This window comes from Paenibacillus sp. sgz302164 (assembly GCF_056120505.1).
Genome location: NZ_JBVYOL010000038.1, coordinates 1 through 20,174 on the forward strand (window position 1 = coordinate 1; position 20,174 = coordinate 20,174).

The following is a 20,174-nucleotide window of genomic DNA, read 5'->3' on the forward strand; positions in this document are numbered from 1 at the left end:
AATGTCTCTCGAACAGTTGATGTTACGGGAGCATGGCCAAATTTACAAAATGCAAAGTCTATTAGCTATAATCAAAACAAAGGAGGATACCCGGAATATTATGTAGCTTACCTAAACGTAAATCCTGCATTTAATACAATTAATGTTGATACTCAAACAGTTTATAAAAGTAATAATCAGCAAAATGTAATCATGCTATTCGGGACTGTAAGTGATTACGACAACGACAACGTCACCATCAGCGCAACAATCGCTGGTGTAACCAAATCAACAACCATATCTAACACATCAACCTCCCAACCATGGACACTACAATGGAACGTCGTAACAGATAACATTCCTGCCGGCTCTTACAGCAACATTGTAGTAACAGCAAACGATGGACTCTGGGGAACAGCCAGTGCCACATACACAGGCACAATAATAGTAGATAACGTCCCCAATGTACCAAGTAGCCTTATCCCGGGAAATACTACAGCGTCGACTCCAACGCTTGTTTTCGGAATGACGCCCTTATTGAATTGGACGTTCTCAGATCCCGACGCCGGCGATATACAATCCGCTTATGACGTTCAAATCTACAATGCTGCTGGCACGACTTTACTTAGCGATTCCGGCTGGGTAACGTCTTCAGCAACGTCCTATACGGTTCCATCCAACATACTAACCAGAGGCACGACATATGGCTGGAGAGTGGCCGTCAAAGATAACAAAGGCGGAGCTTCATCGTACTCGCCGCTTTATTACGTAAAGCCGAATACATTACCTATTGCAACGCTTACTTCGTACGCAAACGGTCAACAAGTGAATGATAACGTGCTAACATTTACGTGGACATATGCTGATGCTGACGGTCAAGCTCAAACCAGCTATCGGGTACAGGGCTCTAAAGATAACTGGGCTACAGTCGGATACGATTCAGGTATCGTGAGCGGTTCGGCTCTAACTCATACGACTGCGGCCATACCTGACGGTACATGGAGCTTTAAAGTTACGGTCAATGATGGTATGGAATGGTCCGTCGCGGCGCAACGCACAGGGCTAGTTATTCCAAACGCCTATGAACCGAATGATACGAAGGCTCAAGCTTTTGCGATCAATTATAATACGGCATATACCTCGTCTATAAACTCAGCTGCTGATGTCGATTTCTATAAGTATGTCGCCCCGACAACCGGGATCGATCGCATGGTTTTAACGCCGCCAACGGATAAAAACTATGATGTATATATTTATGATTCCAATATGAATATTGTAGCTGCCGGGGTAGCGAGTGGAGCAGGAATCGCGGAAAACGCCATATATCAAGTTACTGCAGGAGCGACATACTACGTGAAGATTGTGGGGGCAAACGGAGACTACAGCACCACGAGCCCATACTCGTTTAAAGTCAGCAAGTTTACACTTAATTACAATACGAACTACCAGTTTGATGCTAACGGAAATATAACCGGCAAGCAAACGAGCAGTAATTAGGGGGTGTCACCGTTGAAGAAAATTATGCACCGAATCCTGTTACTGGTCTTGATGGGCTTATGTATATTGAACAGCTTACCCTTCTATCAGTTAAGCCCTTCGACATATGCAGCGGAAAAAGAACGGCAAGATGAAGCTTTGATGCCAACGGCGTCTGCAAGCTCGGACCAAATGAAACAGAGGCTGGAGGAAGCCTACTCGGTAACGGATCAGGAAATCCAAAACCTGTTGAATCTGGGATATACGTTGGAGGAAATCGAACAAGCCTACCAAAGCGGCGAAAATAAAGGAAATGTGGAAGAAGCTCTTGAACGAATAAGACCGCATATCATCAATAACTCGGCAAAGGCAGAAAGTATCGTTCTCAATGAGGCGGAGACTATAGGCGCCGGCACAAAAGAAGCGCTAGCTGTACAAGCTGCGGATACTACTCCCCCGCCTGTTCCAGATTATTCGTATGTAAACCTGAAACCTGACGATGCGCCGTTCTCGGTCGGATTAAATCAGGAAAACGTATCAACTTTGTCGGGTGGGCTTTCAACTAGCAATAAGGAGTTCACTCTTCCTGGCCGTAATGGATTATCGTTCACATTAACAAGAACATACGATTCTGCCGATTCTGTATTATCAAGTATGGCTATATCAAGTAAAGTAGAGTTGCGTGAGATACCATATAACGAAAAATTATTCCCGATTGGAAAAGGTTGGAGCTGGAATGTCTCATCCATTGAAACCACTATTGAAAGTGGAAAATATGCAAGAAATTATCTTCATTTAGGAGGTTCTGGCACTTACAAAATAGATGATAAAAATAATATAGTTGGCTACCCATGGAAGGATCTTACTTTGACTAGGGATCCGATGACGATTTCTGTAGGCGGTCTATATTCTTTTTGGAAATTAAAATCTATTAATGGAATTAATCAATATTTTTCAACTTATGGACAACTCATTCAAATATCGGACTCTTATAACAATTACATTCAATTTTTCTATGAAAGCGATGGAGCCCGCCGCTTAACCAGTGTTACAGATAGTGTGGGTAATACGATTTCCATTGCTTATAATGAGGCAGAGAGTAAAATCTTGCTAACCAAAGGCAATCAAACGATCACATATAAATTCTTCTGGCAAAATGACAAAAAAATTCTTGCATCTGTTACCGATCCAATGGGAAGGGTGACGACCTACGATTACGGCATTAAGCCGATTAAGTATAGTTTAGCTAGTACTACTCCTCTTATGGATAATTCATACGCATTGTTAACCGGGGTTACCCATCCAACGGGAGCCAAAACCGTTTACGAGTATGAGAGCTCTCCTGTATCACGGTATATGCAGATCAAAACGACGAGTGCTGATGGTGCGGTAGGGGTACTTCACGGCGTCAACCAATTCTATCGCGTCAAATCGCGGGAAGATCAGGTGTTCTTTTCCGATGGCTCATCCCAATCATATAATCGCAAAGATATATCCTATATTGGCGACATGGGCAGCACGGACAATGCGGATATCCCGAACTTCACAACAACTATCGATGACGGGTTATCCCAAACTACTTTTTCGAACAAAAAGCATTACATCGACGTTGATACGCCGGACGTATTTTACAACACGAATGTAACGGCTGTTGCGAAAGATCAGGGCGGTACCTCGTATACGAATTCGACCGACTACACCTACGACGAAACCCGCAGGCTGCCTGTTCCGAATATTACGAAAGTAACCAAATCGCAGCAAGGAGCGGCTTCAACATTTGTTGTGCAGGCGTCGAGCGTATACGACGATTACGGCAACGTAACGCAGTCAACCGATCCGGCAGGAGTCGTTACGACTCACGGCTACGACGCGAATCATCTGCTCGTGAGCACATCCAAGCCGATCTACACCGGTCAAACGCAATATACGTTATTGACTCGGGACGCCGCGCATCCGGCAACAATTATTTCGCAAAAAGTGTATGACGGCAGTCCGTCCGGCCCTTTGCTGACCGAGATATATAACGAGAATTTCGATGCTTCGACCGGAAATGTCGGGCAAATTCGCGTGAAGAACGGCACCTCTAACGATACGATAACTCAAATTCAATACTCGCCGGCTTACCGCGGCGCATATCCGACCCAGACGACAACGACGGTACGCGATGCGGATAATAACGTATCGACCATCGTCCGGCAATATGGATACGACCCGAATACAGGGAAACTGACCAAGTATACGGATGGCAAAGGGAATCAGACTTCGTATCAATACGATGCTCTGGGGCGGGTAACATTGGCCACGCATCCGGATGGCAGCACAGTTTCGCTGCAATACGACGATTTAAATAATTTTATCCGGATAACCGATGAAACCGGGATTCAATCGTATGTGAAATGGAACCCGATCGGCCTGAAAATTGCGGCAGGCATTAACGATCAGCTTATCAAAGCAACGTTCCATTACGATAAAAACGGGAGAATGGATTGGAGCCAGGATGCGCGAGGCAACCGAACATTTTATGGCTACGATCAATGGAGCCGTCAAGCTACGGTAACAGCGCCGGATGGTTCCATTTCAACCGCCAAATACGACGACATTGCCAACACCAAAACGGCAACCGATGCCCTCGGTTACAGTGTGAAAGAGTACCTGGACATCCTGGGACGCACTACCAAGAAGGAAGAAACCAAGACGGTTAATGGCGCTGCCAAAACCAACGTTTTAGCCACGATGGTGCTGGATAACGCAGGAAACGTGCGGCAGCTTACGGACGGTTTGACGCCGGCGAACAGTACGTACTTCCAATACGATGTCATGAACCGTTTAACCAGCGTGAAAAATGCCAAAAACGAAGTGACATCTTACCAGTGGAATCCGCTGGGCAGTCTGCAGCTAATCACCTATCCGGACGGAAAAACAAAAGCGAAAAAATACGATGAAATCGGCCGCCTCATTCAAACGACGGATGCTACCGGCAAAATCGAAAAAATGTACTACGATGCTGGCGGCAATCAAATCGGTACTCTGGACCGCAACGGCACGAGGTTTAAAAACACATTCGATAACCGGAACTTTTTGCGCCAATCCGATGCTCTGGACGCCCAGGGGCAGCCAGTACTCGGCGAATCTGTTTCGTATGGATACGATTTGGCCGGTCGTCGTACAAGTATGACGGATGTTACCGGAACTACAAGCTACGACTACGATCCGACGCTGGGTACGCTAAATAAAACTACCTATCCGGACGGCAGAATGTTAAAATATGGGTATGATGCTCAGGGAAACTTATCGAATCTAAACGATCCATTCGGTTCCAACGTATACTACGGATACGATTCGCGGAACCGGCTGAAGACGGTGGGTCCGACACCGGGCGATCGGGATGCTCAGTACGACTATTACAGCAATAATCTTTTGAAAAATATCACGCAGGGGAATGGCGTCAGCTCCGACTTCACCTACGATGGACTCAGCCTGAGTACGCTGACTGAAAAGAAATCCGACGGGTCGCCGCTGAATACGTTTAGCTACACCTACGACAACAACGGCAATCAGCTTGCCAAGACGGAAAATGGCTCATCATTCGCGTTTACCTATGACCAGCTTAACCGCATTGCTTCGTCATCCCAGTTCGGTGAAACGTTCGGTTATGATAACCGCGGCAACCGCACGAGCATGACATCGAACAATCCTTTCGATAGTCAAGATTCGTTGAAAACATACGACAAGCGTAATCGTCTTACTAACGTAGCACTAACGAGTGGTGGTAATGTATCATACAAATATAACGGTGATGGATTATTATGGGAACGCACCGAAAACGGACAGACGACTCGTTACTACAACAACGGTTCTCAGGTTATAGCAGAAGCGAACGTAAACATGCAAGTTGTAGACAATACATCGTCCTCCATACAGTATTCAGGTAGTTGGTTTGATACAAGTATGTCGGGAGATTACGCCGGTACTGCAAAAGCAACCATAACAGCGAATGATACAGCTCAGCTCACTTTTACTGGAACTTCAATTTCTGTTGCGTTGCGCATAGGTCCAGGTGGAGGAATGTACGACATAGTTTTGGATGGGTCTACGGTCGTTTCCAATGGAGATACTTATAGCGCAAACCGTAATTTTCAATCTATTGTTTATTCCAATAGTCTTTTGAGCAATGGAACTCATACGATAAAAGTCATAGCAAAAGGGACAAAAAATTCATTAGCAACGAATTATGGAGTCAATGTTGATTATTTTGCTTATGGTAATGGTTCAGCGACGTTAAAAGCACGCTATATCCGCGGCAACGGCCTAGTAGCCCGCGAAGACGCCAAAGGCAAAGCCTACTACGTACAAAATGGCCACGGCGACGTCGTAAACCTGATGGACAACACAGGTATGACAAAACTGAACTCCTACTCCTACGACATCTGGGGCAACATCGTCAACCAAACGGAAAATACACCACAGCCGTTCAAATACAGCGGCGAGCTGTTCGATGATACGACGAGCTTGCAGTATCTAAGGGCCCGTTGGTATGATCCGTCGATGGGGCGGTTTGTGAATGAGGACACGTTTGAGGGGCAGATTGATAACCCGTTAACTCTCAACTTGTATACTTATGTGCAGAATAATCCATTGACCCGCTGGGATCCATCAGGCCATTGTGTGGTTTGCAGCATGTCATCATCATTAGGTTCTGCGATTAGCGGAGCGGCAGGTGCAGCTGGAATGGCTGGTTTAGGATCAGGTTCGGCAGGTACCCTAGACCCAGCAGCATATTATTATAGCCATAGCGACCCTTACATCTTAGATAACGATCCATATATTGATCCTAAGACTTTATTGCCTCCAAGTGAATCAACAAGGCAATGGATAGCTGATGAGCGCGAGATGAGTGTTTTTCAGCATCTTCTTGATGAAAATGCACCAACTGTTGTAGAGCAACCGGTGGAGCAAGAAGGAGCATACATCTTAGCAAGTAGTAATTCGGCATTGCTGAGAAAGAATCTTGTTAACGCAGGCTTTAGTGAGCCGACGTATTCCAATGCAGCACATCATATTGTGGCGGCGAATGATGGCAGGGCAAAATTTGCAAAAAGTGTCTTGGATAAATATAAGGTTGACGTTGATTCCGCTGAAAATGGTGTATTTTTACCTACTTCTGATGGTTATATTGAACTGAACCACAGGAAAATTCATACAAACGATTACTACACAAATGTTGATGAGCTATTGAGAAGAGCTACATCAAAAGATGATGTGGTTGAAATTCTTGATCAGATAAGAAATGAATTAACTGATGGAACTTTTCCAATAAAAAACTAAAAATTTTATGGAATGATGGTGTTAAAATGAAAATTTGGAAGCTAGATTACGATGCAGACAATTACGAAGGTTTTCAAGTAGCTGACGGTGATTGGTCAGTCGTAGACAAGTTCGATGGTAGATCGTTGATACAAGAATGGACACCAATCGAACTAAAATTATTCGACGAGCCTCCTAGACTTAGAAGTGATTTGCCATATTTCGCGGGTGCACCAGTGTTTAGCGAAAAAGCAGTTGAACTGCTCGGCTCATTAATTAACAACTTTGTTGAGGTATTACCAATAAAATTTGAAAGAGAAAAGTATTATATCGTTAATGTGGTTAATTTATTGAACTGCATTGATATCGAAAAGTCAGAAGTTATTAGATTTAAAAGCGGAAGGATTATGAAATTTAAAAGATATGAGTTTATTGCTAATACAGTTAGCGGACAACATATCTTTAAAATTGCTGAGATGCCAGAAAACCCGGTATTTGTTTCTGATGAGTTTAGGAATGTTGTTTTAGCCAGCAATCTTAAAGGCATTTTATTTAAGGAAGTTTGGAGTACAGATTAATGTATCAACTCAAACCACCTTGCGACTAACCCTCGCAAGGTTTCTTTTTGCCTGCCGCGGCATCGTTAAACACAGCAATTAAGTGCTCAGGATGTATGTGCGGCGAATTATCAAAAAATATGTCTTAGTACAATAGCATTCGGAAGCAAGCAGCCGAAGAAGAAGTAATGAATCGGTTAACGCGGGTACTGTCCAAAGACCGCATTCTAAAGGCCATTGTGGACAAAATTAACCACCGACTCGCAACCCGAACATTACCGCTCCAAGCGGAGCTAGAACACATTAAAAGCCAATTAGAACAGGCTGAGTCCAGAAAGCGGAAATACCTTGATCTATTTGAGCACGGAAGCGGGAGAACGAAATCGCCATCTGAATAGATGGAAACGCTACCATAACGCAATTTACTCCGTTGGTTTGTCTGCTCAGTATGGATAAAGGTAATGCTCACCTTAAGAACCATCAGGGTGAGCTTTCTTTTTATGGGAACCGCACATAGAAAGCAACTCATCATTCACTGCCTTCAGGGGGCATACGCTGTTAAAGCCCGTTTACCTTATTTGTAAAGGTTTTGGGCCATCGGCGTATTTTTAGTAGTATATAGCTTTACTAACGTGGGGTGAATGGGATGGCAAACCATAAGGACAGAAAAAGTAAGAGCGGGAACAAGTCCACGCCCGGCAAGGTAGCGGCACTCGCGAAATGGAATAACAAACCACTTCTGGACAAGATGATCGATGATGAGACACCTGCGAAGGACTTGGTGGCGTGGTGTAACAGTAACAAGTTCCCAATCAGCCTACCGACGATGTACACTTACATGAAGCAGCGTAAGGAGTCTGTGGTGAACAATCTCACAAACGAGCTTCTACAGCCGAAGAACGATGTGGATTCACTGAAGAAGGCGCTGGAGGACGCTGCGAAGAAGAAGGCAGGAGTAAAGGGCGGCGCACAGTATAAAGAGAACCGCGCTGAAGAACGTGCCAAAGTTAAGGCCGCGCTGGAGAAGGAATTTGCAGACCAAGACAGTGCCAAGCGTATCAGGCACGATATGGAGCTGCTGGACGAGATCATTCAAAAAGGCTTCAAGACGCTAGGCATGATGGAAGTGATCAGCCCTGTGACGGCTATCAAGGCTATGGAGATGAAGCACAAGCTGTCTAATGGATCGACTGGGGGCTATACGCATTATGGCCTTGAGGAAATCAAGCTCAGAGAAGCGGCACGTGAACAGGCCATTACAGCGGCGATTCTGCGGTTTGTACCAAAGGAACAGCACGATGCTGTGATTGAACTCATGGAAACGGTGACTCGCGAGTATTACGAATCAATCGGCCTTGGCGAAGCATATGCGCAGCAGGTAGCAAGAGAGGCAATGGAAGATCATGCGTGACGAAAAGGAGAACGCCTGTGATGGACGTTCTCCTCTGTTTTGGCTTGGTGGAGCGTGTGTAAGCTGTACGGGTTTATCGCTTCAGACCAAGGGCCGTATGGCCCGATGCGTGAACATTGTGTTAATGCTGTTCCTGCCATCTTCGAAACTTCTTTCAGATCAAGCTTCTACCTTTCAATTGATAAAAACTTACCATGAATTAGATAATTCAACGCCATTACAATCAAGTATTCCATACTGTAAAATCTCAGAAATGGGTTTTTGACTATAATGATCAATCAGTCTTTTTTCCATTTCATGTTTTTGGCCAGCAATATATTCAAGCGTGATTGATATCATTTCTCTTAAGATATCTGCATTTTGCTTATACAAAAACCTTCTGCGTGATTTTATGTATGCAATTTCTACAGGTTTTTGATTATGAGTATCCACTGTGAGACCAACCATATTGTCTTTATAATCATACTCATCATGAGCAAGAGAACGTCTTCGTATGTTATAAAAATCATTATATTGTTTCATATAATTTGCTTTACCAGTACTTTGTGCGAATTTTTCAAATACTTTTTGTGCATCTAGTTGAGAACGTCCCTTTCCTGCGGGATTCGTAAAGCACTTAATCAGTATTTGTATTGAACTATTTATTAATGCGCCATCAATTAAGGTAGTACCCTCAGAGAAAAACATCTGATCTATATATTGTCTGGCATATGTAAGATCATATTCATTAGCGAGCAGTGACAAATAACTATTAAACATTCCTCGCAGTTCACCCAGGTTACTGTCATTGATTTGATATACTTTATATCTATTATCCATATCATCCATTACCGTATACTGACTATCTGTTATTGTGTATTTGAATTCCATGATTTCACTCTCCTATATGGTGTACTTATTACTTCATTGTTGTTACTCACACATGTCAGAGTGTAGGAATTGCAGATAACGTCTTATTCACGAACTTGATGAATATCTCCGTTATAACCTTGTCCACAAAACCAATTATCTATTTTCATCATACCACACTATTGGAAAATGATGGACATCTATGTCAGCAGAGCAAGTGCATCAGTTGGTGCGGATAGGTCATGCGGCCGTAGGACTTTTTATTAAGTGCTTGTTCCAGTATTGAAATACTCCTCAAGCCTTTCTAATGTATTAAGCACATTCGAAGGTGTTAATTGAAGTATTTTTGATATTACAAATTCAGTCAGTCTAATAAATAGTTGAGCATCTAACGTAACTGAGTCTTTTTCGGGAAACCGTCCATAGTGGACTAAACGGTTTCTGATTTGAGATAACGCTTTTATCTTCTTTCGATCTGTTTCACTTATTTCCATCTTCAGCGCATATTCCGTTAATATAAACGCGATTTTCTCATCAGAGCTTATTTTTATAATCTGCTCTTTTGATAACCAGCTTCTGTTCAGTACTGAGAATAAGTGTTCCCAAATAGTCCAGCATTGAATAAAACTGGACTCCAAAATCTGCCTCTTCATGGCATTTTTCAATAACAAAAGAAAGTAACCGTTATTATATTTGCGTCGCCATTCTTCAGTACGAATGAGCGAATATATATTGCAAATACCTTGTTCAAATCCACAATTATATTTAAACGGTCTGTACTTAGAAACGTTCTCTGCGCTCTCAACATAAGGTAAGGAACATCTTAAAATGCCTCCCCATTGATATTGTCTTGGGTCAGCTGTGATTGCCATATCACCCTCTGTTAGAGTCTCCTCAACTACAAATACATCTCTCAATGTAAACATGGATAAAAGCAATAGAATATCGTCAAGGGCTGTACCTTTAAAGCCCCAATCAAATACAGGTACATCCTCATTTTCTGGAATATCAACGAATCCGGTTATTTGATGAGATCCACAGTTAGGTTGGGTCGAAACCTCTGAAAATGATCGAATCAAGTGATGCAAATGAACAACCTTATCAGCATAATTCTCAACCCTGTAAAACCTATAACCATGAATGTTAAGCTCAGTTACATAAGATTCGAATTCAAGATTATATACATTCTTTCTCACACTACTCCTCCTTCGAATAAAATTACCGAATGGCTAAACCAGTACGTAGCATCTATAGGCTCAATTATCATTAAGTTAGTCCGTTATGAACAGGGCGAATATATGGCGAGACAAACTTTTCCACTCACTCCTATTTTTCGCCGTCACTTATGATAAGGTTCTCCGTAACGGGTCTATCAGCGAAAAATGCAAAAGGAGCTGCCGCGGCAGCAAGGGATTCAAGTTGAGCTTTACCACTCACTTTTACAAGCCCCTTGTCAATCAACACCCGGTTACATTAAATTGTTCAAAGAAGAAAGGAGAACCACTGATTACATAGAATTAATAGTCAAAACGATTATATGTTGGAGAACTGTAAATGACAAATAGAGATCGCGTATTGACGGCCTTGATCCATGTTGAATTATGTGATGACTGCCTATCCTTGTCCTCAGGTGTTAAGCCAAGACAAGCTGTTTATGCGATTTGCAGCGCATTTGCTTCAGAAAATAGGATTCATCGCCATTATGGGAAATGCAATCACTGCCGCAAGATTAAAAAGACAAGCAGATTACTGGAAGCACCGTCGAATACAGGTTTGCAAGATACTAAAACCATAAGCGCAGTCCAAGACAAGCCCTGGTATTGGGAAGGCAGTATTCAAAGCGCTGTTGTAACCTATCTTGTTCATAATAATTATGACATTCGTAGCGTAGCGAGTACCGCATCCCGCACATCTGGTGTCGATATTATCGCTGCTTCCCCTGAGGGAACGGAGCTTTGGGTCAGTGTGAAAGGCTACCCCGAAAAAAGCTCCAACGTACAGGCGCGGCACTGGTTCTCAGGAGCTGTTTTCGACCTGATTCTTTACCCATGGCGCCAACCCAAACGTACAGCTTGGAATAGCTCTGCCTGAAGGTTTTACAACGTACATAAACTTGCTTCCCCGGATTAAGTGGCTCAAAGAAACGTTATCATTTCAAGTGTTTTGGGTCAGCGAGAATAAAGAGGTTCGTTTGGAGTAGTTGACTAACTTAGAGAAACTGAGCGATGGCTATTTCGTCCAGTTAAAGGAAACACCCATTAATTATGAAGCCGTGGATGATGTAGAGATTCAAAACAAGTTAAACAACTACTTCGGTTTTTAAATTCGCCTTAAACATCGCCTTGCGACTAATTAGGAGGAAAACCTGTGATCATCATTAAAAGCCATGCGAATGATCCGATTATTATTAATGCAGACTCGTTCGAAGGCATTAATCTTAGTAACGCAGAATTGCATAGGGCGATTCTTAACAAACTTAATATGACACGAGCTAATTTGGAACATGCTAATTTGCGTGGTGCTGAGATGGATGAGACGGTACTCGTTGAAGCGAATTTATCCAATTCGTTGCTCATGGTATCAGTAATGAGGTCTGCGCTACTACAAGATGCGAATCTCGAAAATTGTAAGCTTAATGCGGCTAATTTAAATTATGCTGATCTAACAGAGGCAAACTTAGCTGGTGCAGATGTAAGGCAGTGCGATTTTTCTTATGCTAAACTTCTTGGAACAAATATGAATTGCACAAGGTTAAATGAGTCAATATTAACAGGCGCTGAGTACGACGAAAAAACAATTTGGCCTCATGGGTTTACCCCTGAACTTTTCGGTGCTGTTAGAATAAGCTGATTCAAATAATATAACTCTCTCCCCAATCGAGCTAACAACTCCCTTGGGGCTTCTTTTTGTCCGCCGCGGCATCGATAACATATTTCAAGTACAGATGAATCGGTTAGTATGAGTCGTTCTTTCAATAGACTTATCAAAGACAGGCCATCGTTTGTATGAAGCGAAAGTTGATCAATATCGTATATAAATGATTAAGAATAGGACGGCATATATCGTGCCTGTTTCGAAACTGAATACAGGGTGATAAAATAATTCATAAGAACCATTTAAGGGGGAACTCCCAAAATGCTGAAAAAGCTTGAGGGGAATCATGAAGAATTGATTAAGGCGTGGATTGACGACAATGAGGATACAATTGTAGATATTGAAGGCAAGCACTATTTGGTCAAACCGTTGAAAAATATTGTCCAAGAGGACATTGAGAGCGACGGGGAATTGAAAGCTATTTTGTAAGATTAATTCCCGAAAGTGTCCAAATCATTGCTGCTAAATCGCCATTTGATACGTATGATTTTGCAGGAATGAGTAATGTTAATTAACATCCGGAAATCATTGTTACATCCATTAACATATCCCAAGATAGAAAGCTGTCTTGCGATATTCATTATTACAATAAGTAAGTGGGGTTGATGCATTGAAGGTGATTTTTTTAGATATTGATGGTGTTATGGTAACTTCGGGGCATTTAATCCAAAGCAAAAAATATTTTGGGCATGAATTTGATCCTGAATGTGTCGCTAACTTAAAAGAAGTTTTAGATATTACAGGAGCCAATATCGTCGTAACCTCCTCCTGGAGAGAGGGGAGAGATTTAAAACAACTAAAATCCATTTTTGAAATAAATGGAATTCATAGAGTTATAGGAATGACGCCAATAATGGAAGGTGTGATTCGTGGAAGAGAGATACAGGAATACTTATTAAATGCAGCAGGTACGGAATTGGAAGTGCAGAAATTTGTTATTTTAGATGATGAAGAGGAAATGGGAGAATTGGAAGAATTCTTAATTGAAACAGATTTTAGAAGTGGAGTGACTTCAGGAATTAAAGATGAAATTGTGAAACAACTTATCACATAATAATTAAACATTTTACTTACATAATATGGGAAAGAATTAGGTTGATACAATGTACATTAGGATTGAACAGCGGTAGAGCTAAACAATTTTATGCAAAAATGGAGTGTAAGATATTGATGGTAATACAAACATATTTACTACGGCCGTTTGCTAAGATTACTGACCTGACCGATGCCATAAATAATCCGAACAAGTACTTCACAGTGGAAAGCTCGTTTTTTTTAGAGAAGTTATTAGACTCCGCTAACATATTTTTCACGGCGATGCACCAATACTTCAATATCAAAACTTACTCTATACAGTTACAAAAAATCGAACTGCTGCGAAAATAAACTAATTTTCATGACACAATGTGACTATCATTGGAAAAGTTATTTAAATGTAAGACAAACATCATCCATTGCTATCCGCTAAAGGATATGGTAATGTTTTATTAGATCATTTTTGTTAATACTAAAAAAGGCCGTTTAAGTGCGCTAACACTTAAACGGCCAGACAACGAAGCTGTGGACACCCACGGCGCGCATAGTTTACAACCTAAGCGAAAAACCACCGATCAGGGGCCAACCTAATTACGGTGGTTTTTTCGCTTGTTATACTTTCTCTTTATCCATTTGAAAAGCTTCCGGGAACTAAACCACAGGCTTAGCAAAGTAGCTGTCCATTTCAGGATATCAAGCAGCGTCACAAGTGTGACCAGGGCGATCACCTCCTTTGCAGAGGGGCTGCGCCGTGGTCATTTTTTCCACCGTCCGTTATCATGCTAGAATTATATCATAGTTTGCTAGATATTGTGTATTTATTGGTTTGTGTTCCTAATTTTGAAAAGTCGAAGCTTACGTTTCGCCAACCTCTACGTCCTCGCCCTCACTTCAACCCCTTCCGCGTCACGGACTCGGCGGCGCGGAGCACCTCGCCGATTTCTTCGTCGGAAACGTCGTTTTCCCCGTAGCGGACCCGGTTGTACGCTTCGGTTACCGCGCGGACCGCTTGCTCGGGCAGTGTATTTCTCTGCCGTAGTTCCGATCCGGTCTCGTTCGGCGTCAGCGCCTTGTCGAACGGGTACCCTTGGCTCGCGGCTTCGCGGATGAGCAGGGCGTACAAGTACCGCACCCGTTCCCGGTTGCTTTGCAGCTGCGCCCATTTCGGGCCGTCGCGCCTGTCGCGGTGCAAGCGGCCGGTCACGCCGTTCCACCACTGCCGCGAAATTTCTTTCCACTCGAACAGGCTTTCTTTCTCGTCGGTGTATCCGTCCGCGGCGCCCGCCGCTTTGTCGAAAAGGCTCCGCCCCAGCAGCCTGCGGATCAAGCGTACTGCTGCGGGCACGAGTCTGCTCGCGATGAGATACAGCGCGAGCCCGATAACGGCCGCGATGATGATATAGCCGCCGATAAGCTGCACGTAGTGCATCAGCGTGTCCAGCCATGTCGGCTCGCTTGCGGGCGGAGCCGGAGGGAGCTGCGGCAGCTGCCGCTCTTCGGCGGGGAGGGGCTGCGGCGTCGTATCACCTGGTATCAAGCGAAGCAGCCAGCCGAGGAAAGCCCGCGCAGCGCCGAGCAAAGCATGCCCCACCTGCTGAAAATAAGCGATCCCCACGATAGCCGCGATGAGCAAAATAAGCCATATCCGGTTCAGGCGCCGCACGGAGCCCGAAAGCGCCGACTGGGCTTGATCGGAGCCGGCGAGCGTCGCCCGCAGGAGTTGGGAACGGTTGATGTAAAACAGAAAAATGACGAGCGAGACAAACCCCGTTCCGTTCGCCCAGCCTGTATAGGGTTCCGTTAATGGAAAACGGCTCATCAACGGCACGCCGATAAAGTAGACGATGAATCCGCTAAGAAAGGCGCCGTATGGGAACAACCGGCTCCATGCCGTTTTTGGCAATTGGCTGCCCCGGTAGGCGAGCAGCAGCCCGGCAGCAGAGCAAGCCCAGCCGTGCCAGCCTGTGCCTTGCATGGCAACGGCGATGGAACAGCCCGCCGCCACACAGAACATATATTCGTAAATGCGCCGCGATAATAGTTTCGTCATGCCTCCCGCCCAGCCGGCCGCGTAGAAGGCGACGAGCATCAGCAGCGTTGCGGCAAGCGGCGTGCCGGCGATATAGACTTGCAGGAGCAGCACGGCCGGAAAAAAGACGGTCAATTCGACCGCGCCGAGGAGAACAGCCATACCGAGTCCGGCCCCAATTCGTTTAGCTTGCTGCATGATCGCCGGCCACCTCCTCCGCGTCCGAATCGATGATGCCATGTTCCAGAGGCACAACAAAGACGCTGTGTCCCGCCGCTTCCAGCATGCCGATCTGTTCCGCGACTTTGTCGGAGACGAAGGGGGTGATCAGCACGACATCCGTCGCCGTCCCGCCCAATTCGAGTCCGACTCCGTTCTCCAAGAAGTCGTGAAAAGCCCGGCAGCAGGCGACGGCAAGCTTCGCCATCGTCTCGTACACGTACTCCAGCTGCGAGGCGCCGCCTTCCGGAGCTATAAAGACGGGCGTTCCCGGCTGATCCGGCGTGTAGCTGTTGCAGCCGAAGCCGACGGGAATTCCCTGAAGAGCGGAATGCCGGGCGAGGGTGGCGGCGTAGGAAATGCCTTTTTCCACCAGCTCGGGATCAGTTACGGCGTCCCACATCGTCTCTGTAATCTGCGTGTTGACGATGATCAAAAGACGCGGGTCGGCCGTGAACTCGCGGTTGTACACCTGAAGCCGGCCGCTTCGCGCCGTCGCTTTCCAGTGGATGCTGCTCATCGTATCGCCGTAGCGGTATTCGCGGACGCCGGAGGACAGGAACGGATCCTGGATGATCCATCTTTTGACGATCACGTCACCCTGCCACCTGCTGGAGGGGAGCGGGATGTCGCGGTAATCAAGAAGCTGCGGATATACGAGCAGCTCCAGGTATATTTTTTGCGTCTTCGCCGCAGCTTCAAGGCCCATGATGTCGCCGACGGATATAGCGGCGGATTCCAGCTTGTACCAGCCGCGCCGGGCGCAGCGAATATGGTGACGGCGGACGATTTTCGTGTACGGCATCATGCTGAACAGGCTGCGGTGATTTTGAAAAATCGCGCCGCTGCTGACCGCGAAGTTCGTCTGCTTGCCAAAATGCAGCCCCGCATGGATCATCGATTCCAGCCGGAGCCATGGCACGGGGAGCGGCTTGCGGTTGACGATTGTCTCGATCATTTCGACTTCATCGCCTACATGGCAATGGGTCTTGTTGAACGTTCGTTCCACGCGCAGCCCGGCAAAGCCGAAACGGCTGAACAAACGGTGCTGCAAAAGGCAAAGGGCGGCGGCGATGACGATGATCCAGCTGATCCCCATCGGCTACCCCAGCTTGACTTCCGTCGGCACCGGCGTTTGCGCCATAATTTTGCGCAAAATTTCCGCAGCCGGGTTGTCCTGCTGGCGGGTTCTGGCTTTGAGCAAAATGCGGTGCGACCATACCGGTTCGGCCAGCATTTTGATATCGTCCGGCAGCACGTAGTCGCGCCCGCGAAGCATGGCGAACGCCTGTGCGGACTTGAACATAGCGCGGACGCCCCGCGGGCTGACGCCGAGCGCCACGTCCGGGTGCGAGCGGGTTTGCTCGGCGAGCTGCACCATGTACTGCAGCAGTTCGTCGCTTATCCGCACCTGCGCGAAGGAACGTTGGGCTTCCGCAAGCTCCGCGCGGCTGACGACGGGCGACAGCTGTTCCAGCGGATCGTGCTGCTGATACAGCTTCAAAATGCGCAGCTGCTCGTCCAGGGAAGGATAGCCCAGCGATATTTTCATCAGGAAGCGGTCGAGCTGCGCCTCGGGAAGCGGGAACGTCCCCTGGTTCTCGACAGGGTTTTGCGTAGCGATAACGAGGAACGGAGCTTCCAGCGCCCGCGTTTCGCCGTCGATGCTTACCTGCCGCTCCTCCATGCATTCCAGCAGGCTGGACTGCGTTCTCGGCGTAGCCCGGTTGATCTCATCGGCCAGCACGATATGGGCGAACAGCGGGCCCGGGCGGAATTCGAACTCGCCGAGCTTTTGATTGTAGAAGTTGATGCCGCTTACATCGGAGGGGAGCAGATCCGGCGTAAACTGAATTCTTTTGAACGTGCAGTCGAGAGAACGCGCCATCGCTTTAGCCAGCTGCGTTTTCCCGGTGCCGGGGACATCCTCCAGCAAAATATGCCCTGAAGAGATGAGGGCGATCAGCATGAGCTCGATCGTGTCCTCTTTTCCGACGATGACTTTGCCGATGTTTTCCTTGATCCGTGCGGCCGTGCGCCCGATTGTTCCGATATCCATGAGTGACAGTCACCTCTGTATAAAGAAAATCATTCCAGTTTCTAGTTTCGCACAAAATCAGGCAAAAGAGTACGGGAGATGTTCCAGAAAAAGTTGGATGAAATCATGGGGGAAGTTGTGAATTCGCAGGCCAGTGAGTACAATGATGGTGGGATTGCCGGTGCTCAGGGAAGACTTTCTGGCCTCGCTGATGAGCCGCAAGTTTGATCATGAAATGTAACTGAACTTTTATATTGGAGGAATGTCCATGTTTTCCGAACTTGAGAAGCAGGCGCTATATAAAGCGATTTACACACGGCGGGATGTACGGACTTTTTTAACCCATAGTATTCCCGACGAAGTCATTCTGAAGATCCTGAATGCGGCTCATCACGGTCCTTCCGTAGGTTTTATGCAGCCTTGGAATTTTATTATGGTTACCTCCGACAGCATGAAGGAACGGTTGGCTTGGGCGGCGGATAAAGAGAGAAGGGCCTTGGCCATCCACTACGAAGGCGAACGGCAAGACCAATTCCTGAGCCTGAAAATCGAGGGCATCAAACAAGCGCCGCTGACAATTTGCGTGACGTGCGATCCTACGCGGGGCGGCTCCCACGTGCTCGGCCGCAATTCCATTCCGGAAACGGATATCATGTCCACAGCGTGCGCCATTCAAAATATGTGGCTGGCCGCTTGCGTGGAAGGCTTGGCTATGGGATGGGTCAGCTTTTATAAAAAGAACGATATCCGGGATATATTGAACATCCCTTATCACATCGACCCGGTTGCTTTAATTTCAATCGGTTATACGGACAATTATCCGGATAAGCCTATTCTGGAAACGGCAAATTGGGAAAACAGAAGGGAGTTAACCGACTTGATCTATAAAGATACATGGGGAACCCCTCATGCTTTCAAATAAAATAAGCCGCTTAAGTGCGCTATTCCGCACGAGAAGCCAGGCTGTATTTTTGCCGCAATACACTGACAATGTACCCGCTTATACCGCCTATACATGCCGGAAGCATCCAGCCTAAACCTACATTGTACATAGGAAGATACTGAGTGAAGTAATGATTCATGACTTCGACTCGTGCTCCGGCAGCACTCAGACCGTCAAATAAACTAATGATAAAGGTGAATAGCAAGGTACCTTGATATACTTCCGGCTTGCCGTTGAATATTTGATGCAGGAACGTTAGGAATATTAATGAGATCGCAATCGGATACAGGGTCATTAGAACAGGGACTGAAATCTTAATTAATTCCGTTAATCCGATATTGGCGACTAATGTGCTGAAAACGGACAAAATAACAGCCAATTTTTTGTAAGAGACCTTCGGAAACAATGCATGGAAAAAGGAAGAGCATGCAGTGATCAATCCTACACATGTAGTCAAACATGCCACTGTAATCATTAATCCTAACAAAACTGCACCATAAGAACCAAAGTAATAGCTCGAAACTTTTGCCAAAATTTCAGCTCCGTTACTTAAATGTCCCAATTTTTCAACACTGGAGGCCCCCATGTAGGAAAGTGCGGTATAGATAAGGATTAAAAGCAAACCCGCAATAACCGTTGCTTTTACGCAAGTAGCTAAAATTTGTTTTTTGGAGGCGGCTCCTTTTTCTTTAATCGCATTTACAATGATGATCCCGAACACGAATGACACAAGGGCGTCCAGCGTTAAATAACCTTCCTGGAACCCTTTATAAAATACGTTGGATGCGTACTCTTGAACAGGCGCTTGAAGGGCGCCGATTGGATGAATAATTGCCGTTACTACGATAATTCCGATAAAAGTCAATTTAATAGGGGTTAAGATTTTCCCGACTACATGGACAATTTTTAAAGGATTCAGCGATAACAAACATGCCACCGTAAAAAACAGGATGGTGAAGATAGCCAAAGGAATGGTAGTTGCCTGACCTGATAAAAAAGGTTTGACCCCAATCTCGAACGATACATTGCCGGCTCTGGGAATGGCAAAAAAAGGGCCGATCGCAAGGTAAAGAATCGTTGTGAAAACGATGCCGAATAACGGGTGTACACGACTGGCTAAAGACTGCAAGTTGTCTTTGCCTGAATAAACAAATGCTGTGACAGCCAGCAAGGGCAATCCGACCCCGGTAACTAAAAAGCCTGTGTTGGCAATCCAAACATACTTTCCGGATAATTGGCCAAGCATAGGTGGAAAAATTAAATTGCCTGCTCCGAAAAACAAGGCAAATAACATTAATCCAATGATCATGACGAAAGAAAATGGAATTTTTTGTGACACGCTGCTAATCCTCCTGCTTGTCCCTTAATTAGTCATAACTTTGAGGCGGGACTTCTGTCTATACTGTTGAACAGTATATACCACATTGCAGCCGGATGCATCTTGTGGATTCAAACATGGA

At 45.6% G+C, this 20,174-nt stretch carries 16 protein-coding genes; 10 read left to right on the top strand and 6 right to left on the bottom strand.

Annotation, left to right across the window (positions count from 1 at the left end; all coding sequences use genetic code 11):
• From AC0LWT_RS35460 to AC0LWT_RS35475, 4 genes are all read left to right on the top strand, one after another.
• A partial coding sequence (locus AC0LWT_RS35460) for a glycoside hydrolase family 78 protein (protein WP_474686493.1) occupies window positions 1-1,476 on the top strand: 1,476 nt, incomplete at its 5' end.
• Window positions 1,477-1,488: 12 nt separating this feature from the next.
• Entirely contained in the window at window positions 1,489-6,780 is a 5,292-nt protein-coding gene (locus AC0LWT_RS35465) for an RHS repeat-associated core domain-containing protein (RefSeq protein WP_474686495.1), read from the top strand.
• Window positions 6,781-6,806: 26 nt separating this feature from the next.
• Window positions 6,807-7,337 (top strand): imm11 family protein, encoded by a 531-nt coding sequence (locus AC0LWT_RS35470; protein WP_474686497.1) that lies wholly within the window; start codon window positions 6,807-6,809, stop codon window positions 7,335-7,337.
• A gap of 625 nt (window positions 7,338-7,962) precedes the next feature.
• Window positions 7,963-8,727 (top strand): hypothetical protein, encoded by a 765-nt coding sequence (locus tag AC0LWT_RS35475; protein ID WP_474686499.1) that lies wholly within the window; start codon window positions 7,963-7,965, stop codon window positions 8,725-8,727.
• 189 nt (window positions 8,728-8,916) lie between these two features.
• Here the strand turns inward: AC0LWT_RS35475 and AC0LWT_RS35480 are convergent, their stop codons facing one another.
• Window positions 8,917-9,597, bottom strand: a complete 681-nt coding sequence (locus AC0LWT_RS35480) for a hypothetical protein (RefSeq protein ID WP_474686501.1) — start codon at window positions 9,595-9,597, stop codon at window positions 8,917-8,919.
• 242 nt (window positions 9,598-9,839) lie between these two features.
• Window positions 9,840-10,772 carry a hypothetical protein gene (locus tag AC0LWT_RS35485; RefSeq protein ID WP_474686503.1) on the bottom strand — a complete coding sequence of 311 codons (933 nt, stop codon included), beginning with the start codon at window positions 10,770-10,772 and terminating at the stop codon, window positions 9,840-9,842.
• Window positions 10,773-11,130: 358 nt separating this feature from the next.
• Here AC0LWT_RS35485 and AC0LWT_RS35490 point away from each other — a divergent pair, with 358 nt between their 5' ends.
• The 4 genes from AC0LWT_RS35490 (at window position 11,131) to AC0LWT_RS35505 (ending at window position 13,504) form a co-directional block, all read left to right on the top strand.
• Complete coding sequence (locus AC0LWT_RS35490) at window positions 11,131-11,667, top strand: hypothetical protein (RefSeq protein WP_474686505.1); 537 nt, start codon at window positions 11,131-11,133, stop codon at window positions 11,665-11,667.
• A 276-nt stretch (window positions 11,668-11,943) separates the two neighbouring features.
• Window positions 11,944-12,426: a pentapeptide repeat-containing protein gene (locus AC0LWT_RS35495; RefSeq protein ID WP_474686507.1), complete on the top strand. Its 483-nt coding sequence runs from the start codon at window positions 11,944-11,946 to the stop codon at window positions 12,424-12,426.
• A 285-nt stretch (window positions 12,427-12,711) separates the two neighbouring features.
• Window positions 12,712-12,879 (top strand): hypothetical protein, encoded by a 168-nt coding sequence (locus AC0LWT_RS35500; protein WP_474686509.1) that lies wholly within the window; start codon window positions 12,712-12,714, stop codon window positions 12,877-12,879.
• A gap of 187 nt (window positions 12,880-13,066) precedes the next feature.
• A complete protein-coding gene (locus AC0LWT_RS35505) occupies window positions 13,067-13,504 on the top strand; it encodes an HAD domain-containing protein (protein ID WP_474686575.1) in 438 nt (145 codons plus the stop codon).
• A gap of 867 nt (window positions 13,505-14,371) precedes the next feature.
• On the opposite strand, the gene AC0LWT_RS35510 is transcribed toward AC0LWT_RS35505, so the two are convergent.
• Genes AC0LWT_RS35510 through AC0LWT_RS35520 form a run of 3 tightly spaced genes read right to left on the bottom strand, consistent with a single transcriptional unit; the run spans window position 14,372 to window position 17,792 of the window.
• Window positions 14,372-15,712, bottom strand: a complete 1,341-nt coding sequence (locus AC0LWT_RS35510) for a DUF4129 domain-containing protein (RefSeq protein WP_474686511.1) — start codon at window positions 15,710-15,712, stop codon at window positions 14,372-14,374.
• Window positions 15,699-16,832, bottom strand: a complete 1,134-nt coding sequence (locus tag AC0LWT_RS35515; RefSeq protein WP_474686513.1) for a DUF58 domain-containing protein — start codon at window positions 16,830-16,832, stop codon at window positions 15,699-15,701. The genes AC0LWT_RS35510 and AC0LWT_RS35515 overlap by 14 nt, the downstream gene beginning before the upstream one ends.
• 3 nt (window positions 16,833-16,835) lie before the next feature.
• On the bottom strand, window positions 16,836-17,792 hold the full coding sequence (locus tag AC0LWT_RS35520; RefSeq protein ID WP_474686515.1) for an AAA family ATPase: 957 nt from the start codon (window positions 17,790-17,792) through the stop codon (window positions 16,836-16,838).
• 78 nt (window positions 17,793-17,870) lie between these two features.
• Here AC0LWT_RS35520 and AC0LWT_RS35525 point away from each other — a divergent pair, with 78 nt between their 5' ends.
• Both AC0LWT_RS35525 and bluB read left to right on the top strand, forming a co-directional pair.
• Window positions 17,871-17,999 (top strand): hypothetical protein, encoded by a 129-nt coding sequence (locus tag AC0LWT_RS35525; RefSeq protein WP_474686517.1) that lies wholly within the window; start codon window positions 17,871-17,873, stop codon window positions 17,997-17,999.
• A 40-nt stretch (window positions 18,000-18,039) separates the two neighbouring features.
• Window positions 18,040-18,693 carry a 5,6-dimethylbenzimidazole synthase gene (gene bluB, locus AC0LWT_RS35530; protein ID WP_474686519.1) on the top strand — a complete coding sequence of 218 codons (654 nt, stop codon included), beginning with the start codon at window positions 18,040-18,042 and terminating at the stop codon, window positions 18,691-18,693.
• Between the two features lie 19 nt (window positions 18,694-18,712).
• Here bluB and brnQ read toward each other — a convergent pair whose 3' ends face one another.
• A complete protein-coding gene (gene brnQ / locus AC0LWT_RS35535; protein WP_474686576.1) occupies window positions 18,713-20,023 on the bottom strand; it encodes a branched-chain amino acid transport system II carrier protein in 1,311 nt (436 codons plus the stop codon).
• Window positions 20,024-20,174 lie beyond the last annotated feature (151 nt).